Origin of the sequence: Ligilactobacillus ruminis ATCC 27782 (assembly GCF_000224985.1) — a bacterium.
GTDB lineage: Bacteria > Bacillota > Bacilli > Lactobacillales > Lactobacillaceae > Ligilactobacillus > Ligilactobacillus ruminis.
Map to the genome: position 1 here is coordinate 789,310 of NC_015975.1, position 22,404 is coordinate 811,713.

Annotated in this window: 25 protein-coding genes and 1 pseudogene; all 26 read left to right on the forward strand. The window is 42.1% G+C overall.

All coding sequences use genetic code 11. The features are described from left to right. The first annotated feature begins 2 nt into the window (after positions 1-2). The 26 genes and pseudogenes from LRC_RS04040 to LRC_RS04145 all read left to right on the forward strand — a co-directional run bounded on the left by LRC_RS04040 (position 3) and on the right by LRC_RS04145 (position 22,317). Positions 3-743: a distal tail protein Dit gene (locus tag LRC_RS04040; protein ID WP_014073247.1), complete on the forward strand. Its 741-nt coding sequence runs from the start codon at positions 3-5 to the stop codon at positions 741-743. Next, positions 740-5,263 (forward strand): phage tail spike protein, encoded by a 4,524-nt coding sequence (locus LRC_RS04045; protein ID WP_014073248.1) that lies wholly within the window; start codon positions 740-742, stop codon positions 5,261-5,263. The genes LRC_RS04040 and LRC_RS04045 overlap by 4 nt, the downstream gene beginning before the upstream one ends. 16 nt (positions 5,264-5,279) lie before the next feature. Next, complete coding sequence (locus tag LRC_RS04050) at positions 5,280-5,594, forward strand: hypothetical protein (protein WP_014073249.1); 315 nt, start codon at positions 5,280-5,282, stop codon at positions 5,592-5,594. Next, on the forward strand, positions 5,594-5,740 hold the full coding sequence (locus LRC_RS11550) for a hypothetical protein (protein ID WP_014073250.1): 147 nt from the start codon (positions 5,594-5,596) through the stop codon (positions 5,738-5,740). Before LRC_RS04050 ends, LRC_RS11550 begins: the two co-directional genes overlap by 1 nt. A gap of 2 nt (positions 5,741-5,742) precedes the next feature. Beyond that, entirely contained in the window at positions 5,743-5,988 is a 246-nt protein-coding gene (locus LRC_RS04055) for a hypothetical protein (RefSeq protein ID WP_003698230.1), read from the forward strand. Positions 5,989-6,035: 47 nt separating this feature from the next. After that, complete coding sequence (locus LRC_RS04060) at positions 6,036-6,419, forward strand: phage holin family protein (protein ID WP_014073251.1); 384 nt, start codon at positions 6,036-6,038, stop codon at positions 6,417-6,419. Beyond that, positions 6,409-7,632: a LysM peptidoglycan-binding domain-containing protein gene (locus LRC_RS04065; protein ID WP_014073252.1), complete on the forward strand. Its 1,224-nt coding sequence runs from the start codon at positions 6,409-6,411 to the stop codon at positions 7,630-7,632. Before LRC_RS04060 ends, LRC_RS04065 begins: the two co-directional genes overlap by 11 nt. Before the next feature lie 129 nt (positions 7,633-7,761). Next, positions 7,762-8,274 carry a Panacea domain-containing protein gene (locus LRC_RS10240; protein ID WP_014073253.1) on the forward strand — a complete coding sequence of 171 codons (513 nt, stop codon included), beginning with the start codon at positions 7,762-7,764 and terminating at the stop codon, positions 8,272-8,274. Beyond that, the gene (locus LRC_RS04075; protein ID WP_041819939.1) at positions 8,271-9,008 is read left to right on the forward strand and encodes a hypothetical protein; all 738 of its coding nucleotides are present in this window, start codon (positions 8,271-8,273) and stop codon (positions 9,006-9,008) included. Before LRC_RS10240 ends, LRC_RS04075 begins: the two co-directional genes overlap by 4 nt. A 435-nt stretch (positions 9,009-9,443) precedes the next feature. After that, positions 9,444-9,611: a hypothetical protein gene (locus LRC_RS11555; RefSeq protein WP_014073254.1), complete on the forward strand. Its 168-nt coding sequence runs from the start codon at positions 9,444-9,446 to the stop codon at positions 9,609-9,611. Positions 9,612-9,619: 8 nt separating this feature from the next. Then, complete coding sequence (locus tag LRC_RS12190) at positions 9,620-9,793, forward strand: IS66 family transposase (protein ID WP_167317012.1); 174 nt, start codon at positions 9,620-9,622, stop codon at positions 9,791-9,793. Continuing rightward, positions 9,765-9,890 (forward strand): transposase domain-containing protein, encoded by a 126-nt coding sequence (locus LRC_RS12195; RefSeq protein WP_022281020.1) that lies wholly within the window; start codon positions 9,765-9,767, stop codon positions 9,888-9,890. Before LRC_RS12190 ends, LRC_RS12195 begins: the two co-directional genes overlap by 29 nt. Positions 9,891-10,158: 268 nt before the next feature. Further along, positions 10,159-10,584, forward strand: a pseudogene (locus LRC_RS12265) (phage tail tape measure protein); the annotation flags it as partial. Between the two features lie 119 nt (positions 10,585-10,703). After that, complete coding sequence (locus LRC_RS04090; RefSeq protein WP_014073255.1) at positions 10,704-10,910, forward strand: hypothetical protein; 207 nt, start codon at positions 10,704-10,706, stop codon at positions 10,908-10,910. Between the two features lie 191 nt (positions 10,911-11,101). Continuing rightward, a complete protein-coding gene (locus LRC_RS04095; RefSeq protein ID WP_022281017.1) occupies positions 11,102-11,305 on the forward strand; it encodes a hypothetical protein in 204 nt (67 codons plus the stop codon). A gap of 107 nt (positions 11,306-11,412) precedes the next feature. Next, positions 11,413-11,796 carry a hypothetical protein gene (locus LRC_RS04100; protein WP_014073256.1) on the forward strand — a complete coding sequence of 128 codons (384 nt, stop codon included), beginning with the start codon at positions 11,413-11,415 and terminating at the stop codon, positions 11,794-11,796. Continuing rightward, positions 11,765-11,965, forward strand: a complete 201-nt coding sequence (locus tag LRC_RS04105) for a CPCC family cysteine-rich protein (protein WP_035171032.1) — start codon at positions 11,765-11,767, stop codon at positions 11,963-11,965. Before LRC_RS04100 ends, LRC_RS04105 begins: the two co-directional genes overlap by 32 nt. Before the next feature lie 122 nt (positions 11,966-12,087). Continuing rightward, a complete protein-coding gene (locus LRC_RS11560) occupies positions 12,088-12,291 on the forward strand; it encodes a hypothetical protein (protein WP_041819940.1) in 204 nt (67 codons plus the stop codon). Between the two features lie 756 nt (positions 12,292-13,047). Further along, on the forward strand, positions 13,048-13,326 hold the full coding sequence (locus LRC_RS04115) for a hypothetical protein (RefSeq protein ID WP_167317013.1): 279 nt from the start codon (positions 13,048-13,050) through the stop codon (positions 13,324-13,326). Positions 13,327-13,409: 83 nt separating this feature from the next. Beyond that, on the forward strand, positions 13,410-14,576 hold the full coding sequence (locus LRC_RS04120) for a galactokinase (protein ID WP_014073257.1): 1,167 nt from the start codon (positions 13,410-13,412) through the stop codon (positions 14,574-14,576). Positions 14,577-14,603: 27 nt separating this feature from the next. Next, complete coding sequence (gene galT / locus LRC_RS04125; RefSeq protein WP_014073258.1) at positions 14,604-16,070, forward strand: UDP-glucose--hexose-1-phosphate uridylyltransferase; 1,467 nt, start codon at positions 14,604-14,606, stop codon at positions 16,068-16,070. Between the two features lie 214 nt (positions 16,071-16,284). Beyond that, on the forward strand, positions 16,285-16,764 hold the full coding sequence (locus tag LRC_RS04130) for a FeoA family protein (protein ID WP_014073259.1): 480 nt from the start codon (positions 16,285-16,287) through the stop codon (positions 16,762-16,764). Beyond that, positions 16,761-18,881 carry a ferrous iron transport protein B gene (gene feoB / locus LRC_RS04135; RefSeq protein WP_014073260.1) on the forward strand — a complete coding sequence of 707 codons (2,121 nt, stop codon included), beginning with the start codon at positions 16,761-16,763 and terminating at the stop codon, positions 18,879-18,881. Before LRC_RS04130 ends, feoB begins: the two co-directional genes overlap by 4 nt. Then, positions 18,882-19,040: a FeoB-associated Cys-rich membrane protein gene (locus LRC_RS12350; RefSeq protein WP_003693535.1), complete on the forward strand. Its 159-nt coding sequence runs from the start codon at positions 18,882-18,884 to the stop codon at positions 19,038-19,040. A 136-nt stretch (positions 19,041-19,176) separates the two neighbouring features. Continuing rightward, a complete protein-coding gene (locus tag LRC_RS04140; RefSeq protein ID WP_014073261.1) occupies positions 19,177-20,820 on the forward strand; it encodes a phosphoenolpyruvate carboxykinase (ATP) in 1,644 nt (547 codons plus the stop codon). Positions 20,821-21,006: 186 nt separating this feature from the next. After that, positions 21,007-22,317, forward strand: a complete 1,311-nt coding sequence (locus LRC_RS04145; RefSeq protein ID WP_014073262.1) for an ammonium transporter — start codon at positions 21,007-21,009, stop codon at positions 22,315-22,317. Positions 22,318-22,404 lie beyond the last annotated feature (87 nt).

The following is a 22,404-nucleotide window of genomic DNA, read 5'->3' on the forward strand; positions in this document are numbered from 1 at the left end:
AGATGAGATCACAGGTGGCATTTAGCTATAATGGGCAATGCTTGGATAGTAGCGTAGATGGGTTCACCACGCTTTCTGTATCTGGCAGAGGCGGGTTTACCCGTGCGGTAACTGCTACGGATTTGGCCAGCGATGGTGCCAAGTATCTGAGTTCACGTCTAGAGTCAAAAAAGCTGACGATTAAGTTTTTCCTTAAATCTGTCAGCCTAGCCGATTTGATGGCCAAGATGGGTAAACTCAAACAAATTACTGCAGCTAAGAATACTGTCGTTTCATTTGCCGATGATCCACTGTATAAATATGTGGGCACAGTGACATCGGTTACGCTTGACGATACTACGCTACACCCGACAGGTTCAATCGAAGTGATGTTGAGCGACCCATACTGCTATTCAATCGCACGGCAAAAAACAGGCACTGGCAAAACGGTTGCTTTTGCCGATTACGATAGTGAATTTTCTAATACCCCTCTTTCGGTTGAATTTACGCCTAGTTCAGCCATCTCTACTTTTCAGATGACGAGCAATCAAGGCAAACAGTTTACGTTAAATCAGTCAGTTTCAGTCGGCAAAAAGATAGTGGTTGATTTTAGAACGTTGTCATGCACCGTCAATGGTGCAAACGTATTGTCGAGCGTATCGCTTAACAGCAACTTTGCCGATTTTACGATCGATAAGAATACGGCACTGACGTTTAACTCAAGCGGTGAATATACGGTCAGATTCGAGGTGAAAAAATTGTGATTTTGTATCAGCTGAACAAAAAACAGGATGTTATCGGCATATCATCATCAGATATTTTAAGTGCAACATTTGAAGAGCAGATCAACACGGCCGGCAGTCTGAAGTTTACCGTTGCTAAAAAATTGCGTGATGACTGTCTGTACGTACTGTTCCAACGACCAAGTGCAACAACGTATATGTGTTTTAAGATTCTGACTGAAACTCAAGAAGACAATCAGGTCAGTTATACTGCAGTTGAATCGGCATATGACGAACTGGGCGCATACTCATACATCAAGGACATGCGACCACAGAATCGTACTGCCAAGGAAATGCTGCAGCAAATTCTTGCACAAACACGATATTCGGTTGGTTACGTTGCTGACACAGGCGTGCAAACAACCAATTTTTACTACACGACCGTGTTAGCCAGTCTGCAGAGCGTGGTCAACTTGTTTAACCTTGAAGTCACTTTTGACGTTGTTTTTGATCCGATTGACAATCAGGTCAAAAGGCGCATGGTCAACCTGTATCAGCAACAAGGAGCTAGGACGGGGCGGCGGTTTGAGTACGGCGACAAACTGTTGAGCGTAACACGTGAACAATCTAGCGATGAACTGGTAACTGCATTGGTTGGTCGAGGTTCGAGCGTTCAAGTCAGCGAAGGTACTGATGGAAGTCCTGATGGATACAGTCGGAAAATTACCTTTGCCGACGTTGTATGGAAGAAATCTGCAGGGGACCCGCTTGATAAACCGGCTGGGCAAGAATATCTTGAAGACCCGTCCGCAACGGCCGTATATGGCTTTTCCGATGGTAAACCTCGAATCGGCTTTGTCGAATTTGACAAAATCGATGATAAAAATTTATTGATAAAGGCAACATACGATAAGCTGCAAGAACTCAAGCGGCCTAAAGTGTCGTTTAAAGCATCTGTTACAGACGTTGGTAGTTTAAATTTGGGCGATACCGTTGCAATTATCAGACATGATTTAAAAATAGAGTACCTGACGCGTGTATATAAGGTCACTCACGATTTGCTCAATGCGCAGAACAACACGATCGAACTGGGGGATGATTTTCAAGCCGCCAGCATAACGTCAACAATCAGCGCAGTTCAAGATACGGTGCAATCAGCTAAAGAGTATTCACAGTCTGCCCTGCAATCGGCAAACGGCAAGAACACCAACTTCTATGGCACTAGTCAACCATTGTATGCCGTCGAAGGTGATTTATGGTACAAAGATCTGGGCAACGGCGAAACTGAAATGTACCAGTACAAAAACGGAAACTGGGAGCTAATCACATCAACCGCCGAACTGCATAATGTGCAGAAAGAAGTTAATCAGGTTATCAAAGACGTCAACGCGCATTTCAAAGAAATCGATGACAAGTACGTACCAAACGAAACTTATCAGACAGAAAAACAAGCACTGACCACCTCTCTTGATAAAGCTTCTGAAACAGCGAGGGCGGCAAAAAGTGCAGCTGATGGAGCGGTTGAAAGCGCAACAGAGGCAAATAACAGTGCAAGCGAAGCGCGTGCTAAAGTTGATGACGTTGCCAAGACCGCTAAAGCAAACGGCAAAGCAATCGGGGAAATTAAAACCGATGTCGATGGTGTTAAAGCCACGTTTGCCACGCTCGATGGCAAAGTTACATCAGCATCGGCCCGAGCGGGTGCTCTGGAAGCAGCACTGAGCGACGGGAAAGGCGGATTGATCAGTGTTAAAGCTGAAAATAATCGTATTGAATCCCTCGTTGATTCTAAAGTCGATGACAGTGAGTACAACACGTTTAAGCGACAAACGTCAACCGAACTTGGTCAAAAAGCCAATAAGACTGACCTGAACGGATATGTAACAGGGACACAATTTAAACAGACGGCAGATAAAGTTGACACGCTCGCAAGCGATGTCAAGTCTGTAAAGACCAAAGCTGACACTATTGAAACGACTATGAATTCGACAAGTTTCGCCAACAGCGTGGTTAAGGCAAGCGGAATTGATATGAAAGTAGCCGGTTATGATACTACTATTAGAAAGCTGATTGGCAAGGATGGTACGACCGGTGACTTGAACACGTTAGTATCTGCCTACAGCAATGAAACCAGTCAAACAAAAAAGCAAACAACCAATCTAATCAGTGCGCTTGACTACAACACATCGACTGGATCTTTCGGCAGCGGATTTGCCAAAAAAGTTGCTGATGCCTATGGTACGACAGAAGCGTATAAATCGCTGAACGGCAAGATTGACGGGTTGCAGATTGGGGGGACAAACTTACTGGATGACAGCTCGGGAGACACTAACCTTTTGGGTGACGTGTATTTTAATCACAGGGGAACCAAGGACGGATGGACGATTTGTACACAAGATAAAGCTTCAACGGGTCGCCCAAACTGGGCATACTTTATGCCTGTTGATGCACTAGCAGATGGATTATATACCCTCAGCATGGATGTCAAGCTGCTTAGTTGTACGTCCGGAACACCGCTTGCTGAGCTTATGATACGGAGTGGCAAAGACTATAGAGCTTACGCGTCCAGTGGTGAGCAGTTGCTAAAAGTTGGGGAAGCGGTAAGACTAACTGCTATAACCTCTAGCGTTGCCACTTTTTCTAAAGAGTCGCCTATGCAAGTGTTAGTGCAGTTCCTCATAAAAAGTGATTTTGTGGGCCAAGTTGCCATCCGCCATGTCAAACTCGAAAAAGGCAACAAAGCCACCGACTGGTGCATGTCGGACGGGGACATTAACAAGCGCATACAGACTCAGGCCGATGCACTCACGGCTTATCAAGCCGAAGTAAAGCGGACTTATGCTTTATCATCGTCGGTTTATACCAAAACGGAAACGCAAACTAGAGAGAATGCGCTTAAGAACTCGACGATCAATGACTTGAAGGCTACTGATGATTGGAAAAAGTTGATTAAGATTAATCAAAACTCAAGCTGGATCCAAGACGCAACGGGTTTCCAACAACAAGCGTGGAAATACAATCTGGATTCGAGCAGTGAGCTTATCGGAAAGAAGAGTTTTGAGGATTCGGCAGTTGGGAATTGGCGCTGTGCTGATTTTAAAACGCCGGCAACCCTTCAGAAAGGCGGGCCGGTTAACGGATTCTATAACTGGGTGTACTCCTCGACCGGTGGTGACTTATACTATGGAACCTCATGGATACCTGTCAAACCGGGCACTAAATTCTACGTTGAGGCACTGTGCCCCAATATGAAGAGTGTATATAACGGGCTGAACATTACAGTTGCCGCGTATTTGCACTATGAACAAGGTGGAAAAAGGCGCTGGGCGATGGGGCCAAGTGCCACTATCACTCCAGACCACTGGGGATGGGTAAAGGGCATCGTAACGGTGCCGGATAATGTCACGCGAGTTCTGCCATGCATAGCAACTAAAGATAAGAATGGCAAAAGTGGCGCAAGTTATGTAGCATATGCTAGTTTTAAAAAGCTTGATGATTACACTCAGTCAAACATGACGTCAATCAAACAGTCATCAGATGGCATTGGATTAAAAGTTGCCCAACTAGTCGGTGGATCAGATATTTCGAAATTCGACATGACTAGTGCGGCAGTCAAGATTGATTCAAAGCATATCCTGCTGAATGGCGATGTTGCGATTGACGGGACGACTTTTGCAAAAAAAATCAAAGCATCTGGTATTACGGCCGACATGATGCTGGCTGGCACTATCGATGCAGCCAAAATCAACGTCATCAACATTGATGCATCTAAAATCACCACCGGTACGCTGACGGCTAAAATCGCAAAGCTGATAGGTAGCAACAATTCGTGGATGAGCTTAGACGGGTCAGGAATACACGCTGAGGGCGGCACAGCCGCCAACAAGGATCAGTGGACATTTGATCTTGGCAGCACAGGGTATCGTATTAAGTGCCAAGAACCAAAATCGGGCGATTATCGTTGGACGGGTGGATTAGTTTATAGTCAAAATACGGCAAACACTAATTTGAACGGATTAGGATTGATAGTCTGCCCAAGTAGCAGCGGCGGTAATGGGGATGAAATCTCGATTGGCAAGGTTGTTAAAGGTAATTTTGACGGCGGTTATGAATGGAACGCTTCGATGAAGTGGTCTGCGACAGGTTATGGAGGTTTCGGCTCAGGCTTTCACTGGTACGATACGTGTACATTGGAAAATGACAAAGCACGCACAATTTATACGGGAGGAAAGGATCCCTTCTATATCAGGAACATACGCTGGGGTAACAGTGGCTACTATTATCCATCTATACAGGTTGGTTACAACGAAAATACTAAATCATCATCAGGAATCGCGTTTCGTTGGGATGACATAAAGCCGTGGGGAACTATGAACATGGAAAATGTGGAAATTTCCTGTGGCGCTTCTAACAAGCTGAGATTTACGTGGTGTCAGTGGTCCAACTGGTATCAGCAATGGAAGATACCTGCGATTTCCAATCGGACGTCGCCAACATCCGGGATTGCCTTTGCTTCAGGCGGAATCCGAGAGTTTGCCGGGTCCAAGGTTCGCGATTTATAAAATAGGAGGAAATAATATGACTTTGAAGAAAACAATCATTCTTACGGATACAATCGAAAATGCTAACGGTGACGAAATTGCTGAAATGCAAACATACTTAACGGGTGATGGTAGTACACCTGTCGTTAGAACAATGGGGTTATCAGAGCCAATCGGTTATTCTGATGATGGCAGGGCTATTTTGCCTGAGCAAGATGATAAGGTTATTGAGAAACGTCAACAGGAATTTATGGCAGCCGCGATTGCAGAGCAAAAGGACTTCTGCAAACAAAACGGTGTAGATCCGTCATTAGTTAACATCATTGGCGCAGAAAATAAGGAGGATAAGTAATGGATACTGAAAAATTACAAAAAATCATCAGCAACCTTGCTGCTGAAATTGGTAATCTTAATATCAAATTAGCTAACTTGGCAGTTGAAAATGAAAAATTGCAACAAATGGTAGCAGAAGCAAATCAAAAGAAAGAAGAGGAGTAGCAATGGCACTTACAAAACAGAAGACAGTCAACCTTTCTGGAGAATCAAAAATAGGAGATGAATTGGTGGCACGTTTTTCGGCGCAAGTATCATCTAATGATGCGTTGAGTCAAGATATCGTTACAACAATTGCCAACGTTGATCTTTATCGCAAAAATTCCAAAGCTGTAAGAGATGATGCAAATTCGTTCAGAGAATTTGTTTACGCTGTGCAAGACCAGGTTTACTCAGAAACTGAAACAGAATAATAACTATAGCTGCGGGAGGGTGGGAGGATAAAAAAAGGAGTGATTAAATGTTGCATATAGAATACATTAAACATCTGTCGGCGCTGATTGATAACCCTGTTTTCTTCGCGTTTTTCCTAGCAGTTCTAATCGACGTCATGACGGGGTTCGTCAAATCACTGGTCAACAAAAAGACAACGTCTAGTAAGGGGATCGGTGGACTTATCAAGCACTCGACTTTGTTGTTGATCGTATGTATGCTATATCCGTTCTGTGACATCTATGGAGCAAGCGGGATGGCCGATACTCTTCTGATTTTCTATATTCTTTTTTACGGAATTTCCATCATCGAGAATCTAGGTCAAATGGGGATCCCAATCCCGACTTGGCTTAAAAAGTATATCTACAAGCTATCAGACGAGTACAACAAGGGGGATAGCGATGAAAAATAAAATTATACTAGGCTTTGCAGTATGTGCAGGGCTTTTTTTATGCGGTCAAAACGTGCAGGCAAATCGATTAGGTCAGGACGTATCTAGCTATCAATTGAGTGATTTCGGTTACATGCTACAACGTAAACAGCTAGGGTCTGAATTTACCATTGTCAAGTTAGGCGGTTCCGGCGGCTTTGAAGGAGAACATTATCAAAATCCAAAAGCTTCGGCACAGTTGACCAATGCGTCAAAAAGTGGTCAGGACGTTGCAGGCTACTTCTGGGGACAGTTTGGATCAGATAGATTGATGGCGCAAAAGATGGCCGGCTATGCAGTAGCGGATGCGCACAGGACAGGGTTAAAACAGGGCGCTGCTATTGCGCTGGATTACGAGCAGGGTGCATCGATGTCAAGAACAGCCAATACCGATGCAATTATTGAGTTTATGTCAGCCGTTAAAAGCGCGGGGTATAAACCGCTACTATATAGCGGTGCCTATTATATGAAAAGATATGTAGATATTGAGCGTATTGGTAAGCAGTTTGGAACGTGTCTGTGGGTTGCTAGCTATAAGACAACCGGATTACAGTTAGCTCCGGATTTTGCTTATTTCCCGTCAATGAACTATGTAGCGATGTGGCAATTTGCGGATAATTGGCATGGTACTGATGGAAACGTGGAACTTGTTTCTGTTATTAAAGGAGATGTTAAAAACAACGTGGCGGTTAAGCCAACTGTTACTGTTTCTGGGAGCTACTATACCATTAAGTTCGGTGATTCGTGGTGGTCAATCGCAAATCGTTTTGGTATGGACATGTATCAGTTGGCACAGCTTAATGGCATGTCGATTAACAACGTTATTCATCCGGGTCAAAAAATTAAAGTTAAGGGCACGATCAAAAACGGTGCAAAACCAATTAAAAATAACAATACTAGCTCTTATCTTGTTAAGCCTGGCGATTCGTGGTGGAGCATCGCGGCTAAGCATGGACTGTCTATGTATGCGTTGGCGCAGCGCAACGGCAAGACTATCTATACTGTTATCCACCCGGGCGACCGTCTGACCATCAGCGGACGAACTGCCACTGCCACATGTGCCTACACAGTTAAACGCGGAGACACGCTGAGCGCCATCGCATGCAGACTGGGTGTATCGGTCGGTTATCTGGCGCGTAAAAATAGTATCATCAACCCTAACAGAATTTATTTAGGTGATAATTTAACATACTAAAAATTAAATATATTGAATTTCGCAACAAGTAAATTTAATAAATTAATGATATTTTTTATAAAATTGTCAAAAAGGGCTTGTAATTTTGTATAGCATACGGTTAAGATTTTATCAGGGGAGGTGTATTTTATGGAAATAGTTAGTCAAAGCCCTATTGCCGTTGCTAATTTTGTAATTGACATTGCAAATAAAGAAAAAAAGTCTATTACCAATCTTAAGTTGCAAAAAGTAATGTTTTTCCTGCAAGGATATTGTTTGAAATATTACGGAGGGCCTATAATTGACGGTAATTTTTCGAAATGGAAATACGGTCCAGTAGAAAAGGTAGTATACGATAGCTTAAAGAATTTAGGCTCAGCTCCCATTGAAGATAAAATAGCATATTATAGTATTTTGAAGGATAAGATTGTAGTGGATGAAATCAATCCTGATGATTTTGATGATGATGCACTTCGAGAAATTAAAAAGTTCATCGATCATTTACTTGATATGCAGGTATGGCGTTTAGTCGAATTAACTCATGAGCATCACAGTTGGGACATGTACAAGAGTGATATTTATACTCATTCGGCTGACGATTATTCTTTGGATGAAATACGAAGTTGTTATGAATATAACCAAAAGGAATTGATAACCAGTTGAAAGAGGATAAGAAAAGCTTAACAGATGCTGCCATTGATAAAATTATCTATCATGTTAGTGGTGAAATTGATATACAAGAGTTATTATGTTTTTTCGAAAAATTTAGTAGATTTGGAAAAGAATGCAGAGACTATCCTGAGATAAGCAATAAAATATATAATATGGATTATTTAAGATTTGAATCGTTGAAAATATTTTTTGGAGTATCTGAGAACAATCACGATAATGTATTTGAAAATATGATTCAGTCTTTTGATTGGATTGATGATTCTAAGAGAATTGATAACCTTGTGCGTTTTGAACGTCACGTAAGGTTGAGTTGTCAGCAAAGGGATTATATGGATAAAGTTGCAAGTGGGGCTAGAAAAGAAGCCGCAATCGCTAAGAAAGAATCTAACGAAGCAAGTGATAGAATTAAAAAAGTTTATTCTGAGTTCGTTGGTATTCTTGGGGTCTTTACAGCCTTGTCATTTGCATTGATGGGATCTGTCCAGGTTTTTGGAAACCTTTTGAGCAATGTAAGCAATCCTAATATAAGGACAATAGGTTATGTACTGGTTGTAGCAGGAGCGTACCTTCTTTTGATTTACTTAGTGGTATCGATGCTTTTTATAGGTATGAAAAAAGTTTTTGAAGGCAATAGTAAATATGATTTGAACGACACTTTCACTCGTGTTGTCATTTCAGTATCAGCTATATTAATAATTTCTGGCTTTTGGATGGTTGTGCTTTAACTTTGGCTACTAAAGTTAATATGTATTAATTATTCACCCTCACTTTTGTGAGGGTGTTTTTTGTGTAAAAAAATAAAGGCTCTGCATTTTGACAGAGCCTTGTATTCAAAACGTTGCATAAAAATTCTTTTTGAGAATCGGTCAAAAGCGCTGTTGTTGCAATTGAAACGGTTGTTGCAATGATGTTGCAATCGGTCGTCAAAAGCGGCGGTATTATAGCAATGATAACCCCGATCACCGGTATCAAAATTTATCGTTAAATTGCTTAAACCCCGTTTTGACGGGGTTTTTGTTTTATAGTTAGCGTTAATTTTCGTTAAAAATCGTGAAGTTGTTGGCCAATTGTTGTCCGTAAGCGGTCATTAAATAAGCGTTCTTCATAAACCTCCGATATCTTAGTATGCTTTAGACATCAAGTATATCGGAGGTTTAAATATGAAATTGGATGACGTCGTGGAAGTCAACCTTGTTGACCGAAGCCATAAAGAAACATATCTATCGGTCAGTGAAATGGCTGCGAAAATTATTATAGAAGATGTTGAAATCCGAATTTACAACGGAGCTTCGAGAGAGATTCTCAAAAATTTGAATAACTATCTTTAAACTACGCCTTGGGCCAAGAAATGAATATTCTGAACATCTTTGAAAAAGGATATTTTGAATTGTCCAACAACAGCGCAGAGCGCGCTGTCAAAGAGAGCGTGATGGGGAGAAAAAACTGGCTGTTTTCATCAACTTTTGAAGGCGCAAGGGCTAATGCCGCTGGTATACACGGCCAAACTTAATCAGTTGGATCCTGAAAAATACTTGAGAAAAGTATTAACGAAGATTACCAACATTGAGGTATTTGATCCTGAAAGGTTACGCCATCTTCTCCCATGAAACATCAATCTTAACTCGTAAATAAGAAAATAAAAACGATGCATACGCAATAACCTGAGATAATGATACTATCTCGGGTTATTTGTGTACATACCGCTGTTTTAACGACCGCTTACCACGAAGCAGCCGTTGCTGAACTAAAAAGTCTGGCTCTTTAGGAATACAGTTGTAGCAAGAGAAAGCACTTCTTCAAGCAACTGCTATAGTGTCTGGTGAAACATCTCGTGAATATCAGAATCAGAAAGCTAAAGCAGTTGCTATTATGTAAGCTGATGGTGAGAAATACTCTTTAAAATACGGCAAATCACAAAAAGACATTGCTGATGCTTATCTTGAACTTGTGAAACGCGGATATACAAGCAAGCAGGCAATAGGTTCAATGAATACTGAGTTGCAAGGCTCGATTGCTTCAAGTGATGAGTTTTCTGATGTTGTTGAAATTGCGTCGCAAATCTTTGAAGGCTTTGGAATGACGGTTAACAAGAACGGGATACTACACAAATGACGGCTAGAACTAAAAAGGCGGTCAATTCGTTAGCATATTCATCTGACGTAACATCAACATCGTTTCAGTCTCTAGGCATAGGAATGTCTTACGTTTTCATCAACTGCACATCAAACCGGATTCAGTTTGACGGAAACGGCAAGTGCAATGGGCGTTTTGAGAAACAATGGTTTGGAAGCGGACAAGGCTTTGGTAAAACTGGCCGCTTAGCGAGAAATTGCTTTGCAAAACAACCTTGTTAATTTGGGGAAGGCTAAATCATGATATAATAATCTCGAGATGATAAACGTTTTTACGGAGGTGATAGCATGTACAAGTGGAAGAAGGGCGATGGTAAGACAATGGTGGCTCTTGTAGTCGCCTGCGTAATTGGTTCAGTCGCAGGCTTTATTTGGGACATATGCGATTTACCGTCGATTGATGATATTTTTAAAAGAGCTGCTGAATTTGCATTAATATTCATTTTTCTTGCTGTCTCCGGCGTAATTTCGTTTATAAATAGGTTATTCAAATGACATGTTGATCCCGAGCCAAGCCCGTCAGAAACGGCGGGAAGGTGTAACGACTAGAAAAAGTAAGCTAAAAATCAAGCGAGTCTCTGAAGGCTCGCTTTTTTCATGCGGAAATTTCCGCGAAAGCAAAGCTCCTTGAAAATGGTATAATAACGATAGATATAATGAAAAAACTACTGAGGTGAGTGATAAAGATGAAATTATATAAGCCGCAAAAGGGTGAAGTCAAAAAAATGTTTATCGATATCCTTGGAAGTGCAGTGGTAGCAGTCATCCTAGTTGCGCTGGGTGTACCGTCTATTAGTCAAATAATAGATGGCATTGGTAGTATTTTCTTTGTTTTTATTATTTTCTCTATTGGTGGATTTATTTCATTTATCGGTTGGTTGTTCAAATAATTTTGCGAGTCCTTACAGACTCGCTTTTTTAGTACCATAGGAAAAGCGATATTCTGGAATACAGGAAAATCGTTGATGTTTTAGGGGTAGAAAAATCACCCATTTCGTTGGATGAATTTCAAGATTTGAAGTATAATGACGTTGAAAGATACAAGGAGTTAAAAGACCGTGTCGTTTGGAGTGAAGCTAAGTTTCCAAGCGAAAAATCTTTAAATGGGCATTTTGAGAAACATGCTAAAGAATTTGTACAAAGTATGACCAAGGAAGATTACCAGAAAGCTGCTGCAAGTCTGTTGTCACAACCAGTTGATGATGCTACTGTCGGTTACGAAACCGAGGAAGGTCGGAGAGTAAGATATGATAAAAAGAACAATATCATGGCTATCGGGAATTGCACCACTAGTGGTAAAATCAGAATCAATACAATGCTGCGACCAGAAAAAGGAGAAGAATACTACAATGAAAATTACGACAGAGATTATAATGGTTGATGGAGAAGAATGTATCCATTGCCCTGTTTGTGGAAGACTAGTTCAATTGTTCGACGTCTGTGAATGCAATTGGGAAAATACAGGTGAAACAAATATTGATGGTGGTCCCAATAAAATGACGTTAGCAGAAGCTAAAGAGGCTTATGCTAAAGGCTTAGAAATTTATTAAAAGCACACTAACAAACAAATAGGTTAGGGTGCTTTTTTATACCCAAAAATAGGAGTAAAAAATGATTAACACCTTCCAGCGATAGGGTTATCATGCGATTACAGATTGAAAGGAAAAATGTTATGGTCGAAAAAGAAAAACGGCTTGGCAATCAGGATCCTACTCAATCGGCAATTCTTCCATTCCGCGACGGAACGGTAAGTGGTACACCGCCTACACCTTTTTCGAGATTGGCAGGCGGCTGTTTTAATGTTTTTCCGTTAAAAATCGAAAACCGTTCTCCTTTTTTAGAAAACAAAAAACGCATACGCGACAATCAAGGGTAGCGTGATGCTTACCGCTTGTCTATGTATGCATCATTAATATTATGTACGGAAGGATATGGATTGAACTACCCCAACTTAACCTAAAACTTCATTTTTTAACGGTTTGAAGTTGGGGATTCCAGGAACACGGCAAACTTGCCAGTCTAGTTCTTCACTAAGTTGGTAGAGGTCACCGCTATTTTACCAAGGTACGTCCCATACCCGTTTATTATTAAACTAGATTTTCTGATTACAATTTATACACTAATTATATCTGATTTAAAATAAATCAAGAAAAAAGAAGCACTGAGCGCTTCAAAAGAGGCGATTCATCCCCCCACTTAGAGAAGTGGGGCATTCTCGCCCCTTTAGTGTAAACGCTGGATTACCCGTGCCTCATCCTTCCAAGAGGTCAAATGCATTGTAACTCTTATTTTAAGCAATTAACAGCAAAAAATTAAGAATTTTTAGATGCTGAAAACAGCATGATTTGGTTCTGTGCGGCGGGAAAAAAGTCCCGTTTCCCTTTTGCGTTAAATTGAATGCCGAATAAATGCGGTCGACTTGCGACTGACTTTGTTCGGCATTTTTTCAATTTTGACACGCAGGAAATTACTCTTTTTGCCAAATGCAGTGCTTACTAAATCGGCGCGCAAAGGTCTCAGTCAAATTTGCCGACAGACTTTCTCAGGCTGTTTCCACCGTAGTAGGCGATTGTCACGCAGATGCAAATCATCCGGGTTTTAATTTGAGGCATAGTTTTTCCAAGCCTCTGTTTTGTATTTCAGCAAAATATATTATCAGCGAACGGAAAAACGTTTGGTCGTTGACGGCACGATAATTTATGAGGAAAATGATTTGAGGCAAGTTAAATCGCTAAACGAAGATAAAATTTTGTTCGAACGATTATCTTTACCGTATTTTCATGGAACAAAAACCGCTTTTGAGAAATGCGGCGGCAGGAACTCATTTTCGCTAGTAGTGGGATTTGCTTTCGATGGATTTATAGACAGTGGTGAACATCCAAGTTTTACTAAAAAAATAAAAAATCAGTAAAAACAGCGCTTGCATAATTTAGTAAAATATAGTAAACTGAAAGAGTAGAAAATAACGTATTTACTTAATGAGGTGCATGAATTATGGAAAAGGCAGAATTAGAAACAAAATTTGAAAAAGTTTTTGGAGCAAAACCGGAAAAGACGTTCTTTTCCCCGGGTCGCATCAATTTGATCGGAGAACACACGGATTATAACGGTGGTCATGTTTTTCCCTGCGCAATTACGCTTGGAACGTACGGTGCAGCTTCGAAGCGTGATGACAGAAAGCTTAATTTTTATTCGGCCAATTTTGAAGACAAGGGCATAATCGAAGTCGATTTAAATAATCTTGTTTATGATGAAAAAGACAATTGGACAAATTATGCAAAAGGCATGATCAAGTTCTTGAAGGAAGACGGTTATGACATTGATGCCGGAATGGACATTTTTATTGAAGGCAATATTCCAAACGGATCAGGTCTTTCCTCTTCTTCCTCGCTTGAACTTTTAATCGGCATCATCTGTCAGGAACTTTTTGAACTTGATACGGAGCGAATCGATCTCGTAAAGCTTGGACAAAAGACTGAAAACAAGTTTATCGGCGTAAATTCCGGCATCATGGACCAGTTTGCAATTGGAATGGGTCAAGCAGGCAAAGCATTATTGCTTGATACGAATACGCTTGAATATACGCCGGTTCCGCTTGATTTGAAAAACAACGTCATCGTAATCATGAATACGAACAAGCGTCGTGAACTTGCGGATTCCAAATATAATGAACGTCGCGCAGAATGTGAGAAAGCCTTGGCAGAGCTTCAAACAAAACTTGATGTCAAGTCTTTGGGTGAACTTGACGAGTCAACGTTTGACGAATACTGTTATCTGATTGAAGATGAAGCACGTTTGAAGCGCGCTCGTCATGCCGTGCTTGAAAACCAACGCACTTTAAAGGCTGAAAAGGCCCTTGAAGCCGGTGATCTTGAGCGTTTTGGCCGGCTTATCAACGCATCTCATGTTTCACTCGAACACGATTATGAAGTAACCGGTGTTGAACTTGATACGCTGGCACATGAGGCCTGGAAGCAAAAGGGCGTGCTTGGCGCAAGAATGACCGGCGCAGGCTTTGGCGGATGCGGCATTACAATCGTTGATAAGGATTGTGTTGAAGATTTCAAAGAAAATGTCGGCAAGGTATATGAGGAAAAAATCGGGTATGCGCCGTCGTTTTACATTGCAGAAGTTGCTGACGGAACAAAGGTGCTTGATTAATCAGAGTGAAAAGTGCGGTGAATTGAAATGGATTTGATTAGAAAATTTGTTGAACAAGTAATTGATAAGTCTGATTATACTGAACTTGATAAGTATTATTTGTATAATCACGTTTTGCATCTGGTTGGCAAATGCGAGAAAGAGTGTCAGGAAGCAAGCATTATCGATGTAAAGGATGCTTTGGTCGAACAGGCTGTTTTGAATCAAAAAATTGATGACTTGTCTTCTTCAAAGGATTCTTTGGGATGCGAGCTGATGAATCTGATAACGCCGATTCCAAGCGTTTTGAATCAGCGTTTTAATGAAATGTATGCTCAGGACAAAAAACGAGCAATCGCTGATTTTTACGAGCTCAGCAAAGCAAATGATTACGTCAAGACGAAGGCAATTGCTAAAAATATCTATTTCAAGACGCCGACTGACTACGGCAATCTTGAAATTACGATCAACCTTTCCAAGCCGGAAAAGGATCCAAAACAGATCGCGTTGGCTAAAAAACTCGCGCCGTCAGGATATCCTTTGTGTCAGCTGTGCATGGAAAATGAAGGGTATTATGGTCGCGTTGATCATCCTGCAAGGACGAATCACCGAATCGTTCGGTTCAATTTGGGTGAAGAAGTCTGGGGTTTTCAGTATTCTCCGTACGCTTATTTTAACGAACACTGCATTTTCCTTGACGGCAAGCATGAGCCGATGGTAATTTCCAAGGAAACGTTTAGCAATCTCTTGGAAATCGTCGAAAAGTTTCCTGGATATTTTGCCGGAAGCAATGCGGACTTGCCGATTGTCGGCGGATCTATTCTGACTCATGAGCATTATCAGGGCGGTCGTCACGTTTTTGCAATGGAAGAAGCGCCTGTTGAAAAAAGTTTCAGATTTGCCGGATTTGAAAACGTTTCTGCCGGAATCGTCAAGTGGCCGATGTCGGTGATTCGTCTGAATGGTTCCGATAAAGCAGAATTAGTGGCATTATCCGCCAAAATTTTAGATTCTTGGCGCAAATACAGTGACGAAAAAGTTAACGTCAAAGCATTTGATGGTGACGTTTTGCATCACACGATTACGCCGATTGCGAGAATGAAGAACGGCAATTACGAGCTTGATTTGGTTTTGCGCGACAATCAAACGTCAGAGGAATATCCGGACGGAATTTTCCATCCGCATAAAGACGTGCAGCACATCAAAAAAGAAAATATTGGCCTGATCGAGGTCATGGGACTGGCGATTTTGCCTCCGCGCCTCAAAGACGAGCTTGCCGAAGTCGGAAAGCATATTTTGGGAACATCAAACGAAATGAAAGAATATCATCGCGTTTGGGCTGATGAAATCAAGCAGAATCATCCGGAAGCGACTGCAGAAAATATTACGGAAATCGTTAATCAGGAAACCGGAAGAGTTTTTGCCAGAGTTCTTGAAGACGCGGGCGTGTACAAACGAAACAAACAGGGTCAAGAAGCTTTTATGCGTTTTGTTGAAAACGTCGGATTAGAATAATTCTCATTTAAAGATCCTCACTGATCTTAAAATCAGTGGGGATCTTGTTTTTATCAGCAAAGCAATCAATCAGGCAGCGAGAGGTTTGAATAAGATTCACATTTTTTTCTAATTTTGCATTGATAAAAGATAGATTTCGTGATACGCTTAATAACATAAATGATAACAGTTCTCAATTAGAAACTAAAACAGGCGTGTTCAGGAGGAAAGAGAAATGCAAACATTGGCACAAATCAAGCGCGAGGGGCGTTGCATCATTTCAAAAATTGATGGTTCAAGAACGTTGGTGCGCCGCTTGGCAGAGTTGGGGATGGTTCGTGGCAAAGTAGTTACGGTGATTGCGACGGCTGATTCAAACAGCGGACTGCTGATTTATTTTCAAGGTCAAAGACTTGCCGTCAGTCCTGAAATGGCTGAGTGCATCGAAGTTTTGGATCTTGGCAGCCTTGACGATAAGGATCTTGTTTCTTTGGATTCGATTCCGTTGAAAAAATCTGGCGTGGTCGTCAGACTGAACGGATCAAAGGAACTGCGTCGTCGTTTAATGGATATGGGGCTGACCCGTAATACGATCGTGACCGTCCAGCAGGTTGCACCGTTGGGCGATCCTGTTGAACTGACTCTTCGCGGATACAAACTTTCGTTGCGAAAGAGTGAAGCCGCAAACATCATGGTTAAGGAGGCGAGCTTATGATTAACGTTGCTCTTGCCGGAAATGCAAACTGCGGAAAGACGACTTTGTTCAATGCTTTGACCGGTGCCAACCAATTTGTCGGAAACTGGCCCGGAGTTACTGTTGAAAAGAAATCCGGACGCCTGAAAAAACACAAGGATGTCGTCATTCAAGATCTTCCGGGCATCTATTCTTTGTCTCCATACAGTCCGGAAGAAGTCGTTTCCAGAAGATATTTGATTGATGGACGTCCGGACGTAATCGTCAACGTGATCGACGGAACGAATTTGGAGCGAAATCTGTATTTGACATTGCAATTGATGGAAACCGGACTTCCGATAATCTGTGCAGTCAACATGGTGGACTTGCTCAAAAAGCAGGGCAAGCACATCAACTTGAAGAAAATGGAGTATCTGTTGGGCGTTCCGGTAATCGGAATCAGTGCTTTGAAGAAGACTAATCTGGATGTGCTGATCGATATGATGATTGAAGAAAAGCACAAAGAATATTCTTTTCCCAAGTATGACGATCGCCTTGAATCGGCTCTGTCAATGATCGAAGACCAGCTTCGCGGAGTTGTGTCTGATGAAGATCTGCGCTTTTATGCAATCAAGTTCTTTGAGCAAGATGATGACGTTTGGGGAAACGTCGCGCTTGATTCGACGCGTCGCAGCGAAATCGAAGAACTTATCAAAACGGCTGAAAAAGTTTTTGGCGACGAGACCGGGAGCATCGTTGCCAATGCTCGTTACGACTTCATCGCTCGCGTCGTTGACATGAGCATCGTCAACGAAAAAGACTTTGTCATGACGGCATCTGACTATGTGGATATGGTGGTAACGAACAGAATCCTTGCGCTGCCGATTTTTGTTTTGGTCATGTGGCTCGTGTACTATATTTCGATTCAAACGATTGGCGGTGCAGGCTCTGACTGGGTCAATGACGTTTTGTTCGGAGAACTTGTTCCTGATACGGCAACTGTGCTGCTTAAAAGCTGGCACGTTGCTTCGTGGATGCAGGGACTTATAATCGATGGCATTATTGGCGGTGTCGGGGCAGTCTTAGGCTTTGTTCCGCAAATTGCAGTCCTTTTCCTGTGTCTTGGCATCTTGGAGGATTGCGGCTACATGGCACGCGTTGCATTTGTCATGGATCGCATTTTTCACCGTTTCAATCTCTCCGGCAAATCTTTTATTCCGTTGCTTATTTCGACAGGTTGCGGCGTGCCGGGAATCATGTCAACGAGAACGATTGAAAGCGAAAAAGATCGCAAAATGACGATTATGCTGACGACTTTCATGCCTTGTTCGGCCAAATTGACGATTATCGGTCTGATTTCGGGGACTTTCTTTCCGCACCAGAGCTGGGTTGCACCGTCAGCATATTTTATCGGAATGGCTGCCGTCGTTTGTTCCGGCATCTTCTTGAAAAAAACACAGTTGTTTGCCGGTGAGACGCAGCCGTTCGTCATGGAACTTCCTGCCTATCACCTGCCGAAGGTTTTAAACATTTTGCGTTATTCTTATGAGCGTTCGATTGCCTTTATTCAAAAGGCCGGCACGATTATTTTTGCTTCAATGGTCCTTATCTGGTTTCTTTCCTCGTTCAACTTTAAGATGCAGATGGTTTCTCAGCAAGAAAGCATGCTCAAGACGATCGGTTCGATTTTCGTTCCGATTTTCAAACCGCTCGGATTTGGCGATTGGCATGCATGCGCCGCGGGTTTTGCCGGCCTGATCGCCAAGGAAAATTGCATCAGCACGATTCAGGTTACGTTTGGCAATCCGTCAAACGCAGTCTTCGACAAACTCATGCTGTCGCATTTCTCTTCATTTGGCGCTTACTCCTTTTTGGTTTTCAATCTGCTGTGTGCGCCGTGCTTTGCGGCAATCAGTGCAATGAACAAAGAGTTTGGAGATTACAAATGGACGCTTAGAGCAGTAGGATATCAGACGCTTCTTGCGTACCTTGCCGCATTGGTCATTTGCCAGTCATCGGTTATTCTCTCCGGAAGCTATACGTGGCTTAACGTTTTAGGCGTAGCCATTGGCATTTTGATTTTTGCTTATGGATTGGTTATCAAGCGTCCAGCCAAGACCGTTGATGCTGAAAGTCAGCTTGCGAAAGAAGGAATTTAAATGATTGCTACGGTAATTTTGTCTGTTTTGATTTTTGGTGCTTTTTTCTATATTGTATATACGCGTTTTATCAAAAGAAGCAAAGGACATTGCGATTCTTGTCATGATCAGGGATGCCCGTTGGTTGACGTCCATAAGATAAACGCTAAAAAAGGTTAATGATTTAACAGCCGGTTTCATTCAGAGACCGGCTGTTTTTTGAGACAATTGTTCCGATTAGTATTGAAAAAATTGTATGTTGTGAGGGCTAGTGATATACTATATTTGTGAAAACGATTTCTAAGGAGTGGTTTGTATGAGTACGCGTGAGAGATTTGCTGAAGAAGAGATTACGAAGGAGAATCATATTTTCTCAAGAACAAGAACGACGATTGAATCTGCATTTTACGGAAACAACGTCGTTGATGTCGCAAGCGTTGAACAAGCCTATCGTCTGGCTGAAAAATCCAGTGCGACAATAGTTACCAATCTGCCGATTATTCATACGAAAGAGCTGGGCCTTCCGGATGACGCAAAGATGATCGTTGACAATCATGGAGACGTTGTCGGAAGGACGGCCAAAGCAAGGAGGCTCATCGGTTCACCTGAATCTGATGATGACAAGCTTGACGGTGTTTTGCGCGAAGCAATTTATTCTGCCAGGAGTCGTAAATTTTATAAGACCGACGTGGTCGTAGGGCTTGATGAAGAGTTTATGCTGAAAGCGCACCTTGCGATTGCGGAAGGGTTTGAAGTCAATCTTTTGTCATACATGCTGAATTTTCAATTTTTAAACGACGAATATGAGAAACGTTACGAAAATTCAAAACAGTATGATGAAGGCGATATCTATCTTTATGCCGATCCATCGTGGCATGATGCAGCTTATCCTGACGGTCTCGTAATTATCGATGCCAAGCACAACGCAGCGGCTGTTTTGGGATTGCGCTATTTCGGGGAATTGAAGAAAGCGACCTTGACGCTTGCTTGGGCAACTGCTCACAGAAACGGCTATGCTGCTTGTCATGGCGGAGAAAAGGCTTTTCATTTCAAAGACAAGGATGACAAGGTTTTTGCATTTTACGGACTTTCAGGGTCCGGAAAGTCAACGTTGACTCACGCAAAGCATAACGGCAAGTTCGATATTACTGTTTTGCATGACGATGCGTTCGTGATCAATCGAAAAGACGGGAGCTCAGTTGCGCTTGAACCGTCATATTTTGATAAGACAAACGATTATCTGCCGGGGACGAAGGAAACGAACTATTTTACAACCGTGATGAATGTTGGCGTAACTTTGGACGCTGACGGCAAAAAAGTTTTGGTAACGGAAGACCTTCGCAATGGCAATGGACGTACGATTAAGTCGCGTTATGCTTCAGTTAACCGCGTTGATCGTGAAAAAGCACCGATAACGTCGATTTTTTGGATCATGAAAGACAACAGTTTGCCTCCGGTCGTCAAACTTGAGGATCCGGTGACTGCAGCAACTTTCGGCGTGACGCTTGCAACCAAACGTTCGACGGCTGAAAACGTTGCGAAAACGGCTAGAGATGCATTAGTGATTGAGCCTTTTGCCGATCCTTTCAGGGCTTATCTTCTTTCTGAAGACTATGCCGATTTTAAGGAATTGTTTGAAAATGGCGTTGATTGCTATATTGTCAATACTGCTGATTTTAATGGACGGGATATCGATAAGAACTTAACGCTGAAGATTCTTGAAGACATTGCAACCGGTGCTGATGTTTGGAAACCGTTCGGGCCGCTTGACAACATGAGCTATATGCCGCTTGACGGCTATGCCCTGGATTTTTCAGATGAGGAATATAAAGAAGAACTTGCCAGTCGATTTGAAATTCGTCGTGATTGGATCGAAAGATATGAAGAAACGCATCCGCATGCACAGCTTCCTGAAGAAATCACTGATTGTCTGAACGGAATGATTAAAAAGATTAAATAATTTTTTGAGACTGAATGATTGAATTCAGTCTCTTTTTTTACCTGAAATTCAAAATCAAAATAAATCGATTTATGTTATATCTTTTTACACAAGAAAACGTTTTTATAATGTTTTTCTTAAAAATCGCTTGCAATTAGCTAAAGCTGTGTTAGAATTTATGACATAAAGCAGAAGGGAATGGTTGATATGTTGAATGGAGCTAATACGGTCTTTTTGATCGTTTCCAGCATTTTGGTTTTTTGTATGACGCCTGGATTGGCTTTCTTCTATGGGGGCTTGGTTTCAAGAAAGAACGTTGTCAATACGATGCTTTCGGTTTTTATTATTTGTGGAGTGGCGGTTTTGCTGTTTTGCTTTGTCGGATATGAGCTTTGCTTTAATGGCGATATTGGCGGCATTATCGGGCAAGTTAAGCATTTGTTTTTAAGCGGCGTCAATATCGGTTCAATCGTGAATAAGGATGCCGGAATCAACCTTGGAACTTATTTGATTTTTGAAATGATGTTTGCATTGATTACACCCGCATTGTTTGTTGGAGCCATTGTTGGACGCATGCGATTCAATTTTTTGCTTGTCTTTATTATCTGCTGGACTTTAGTTATTTATTATCCGCTCGTACATATGGTTTGGAGCCCGTCAGGATTAATGTTCAAAGCAGGAGTGCTTGACTTTGCCGGTGGGACCGTTGTTCATATTAATGCCGGGATCACGGCATTGATTCTTTCAATTTGTCTTGGACCTCGTTTGAAGCGTGAAACGGAACACTATGATCTTCCCTGGGTTCTTCTTGGAACGGCCATTCTTTGGATCGGATGGTACGGATTCAATGCCGGCTCGGCTTTGGCAGCCGACAAGATTGCTTTGCAGGCGTTTATTACGACTACTGTTGCAACCGGCAGCGCAATGATGGCGTGGATGCTGATTGAAATGAAGGTTGACGGAAAACCAACGCTTGTCGGTGTATGTACGGGTGCTTTATGCGGCTTGGTCGGCATTACGCCTGGCGCAGGCTATGTTACGGTCGTTGGAGCATTTTTCATCGGTATTATTTGCACGTGCACGAGTTTCGCATTCATTACTCACATCAAGCCAAAGATGAAATTTGATGATCCTCTTGACGCTTTTGGATGTCATGGCGTTTCAGGCATTGCCGGATCCGTATTGACAGGCGTGTTTGCTACGAAGGCTGCCAACTCGGGCATCGTTGAAAATGGTCTTTTCTACGGCGGCGGAGTCCATTTGTTTTTGATACAAATCATGGGGACCGTCGTAACGATTATTTTTACGACCGTGCTATCATTTATTTTGATTGCGATTTTGCGTTGCTTTATTCCGATGCGTGTTACTGAAGAAGAAGAAATTGTTGGTTTGGATGCCGGGGAACACGGGGAAGCCGTTGATTCTTCTGCAGGCAGCCATGAGATCGAACGATACAGAAGCGAGTTTCAAGGTCAGTTGGCTCATTTGATGGGGGACAACGGGCCAAGATACAGATAGAAAAACGACGCGTACGGATATTGTTTTGACTTGATTGAAGATTGAGACTAAAAAGGCAACCGTGTTTTTGAGCACGGCTGCCTTTTT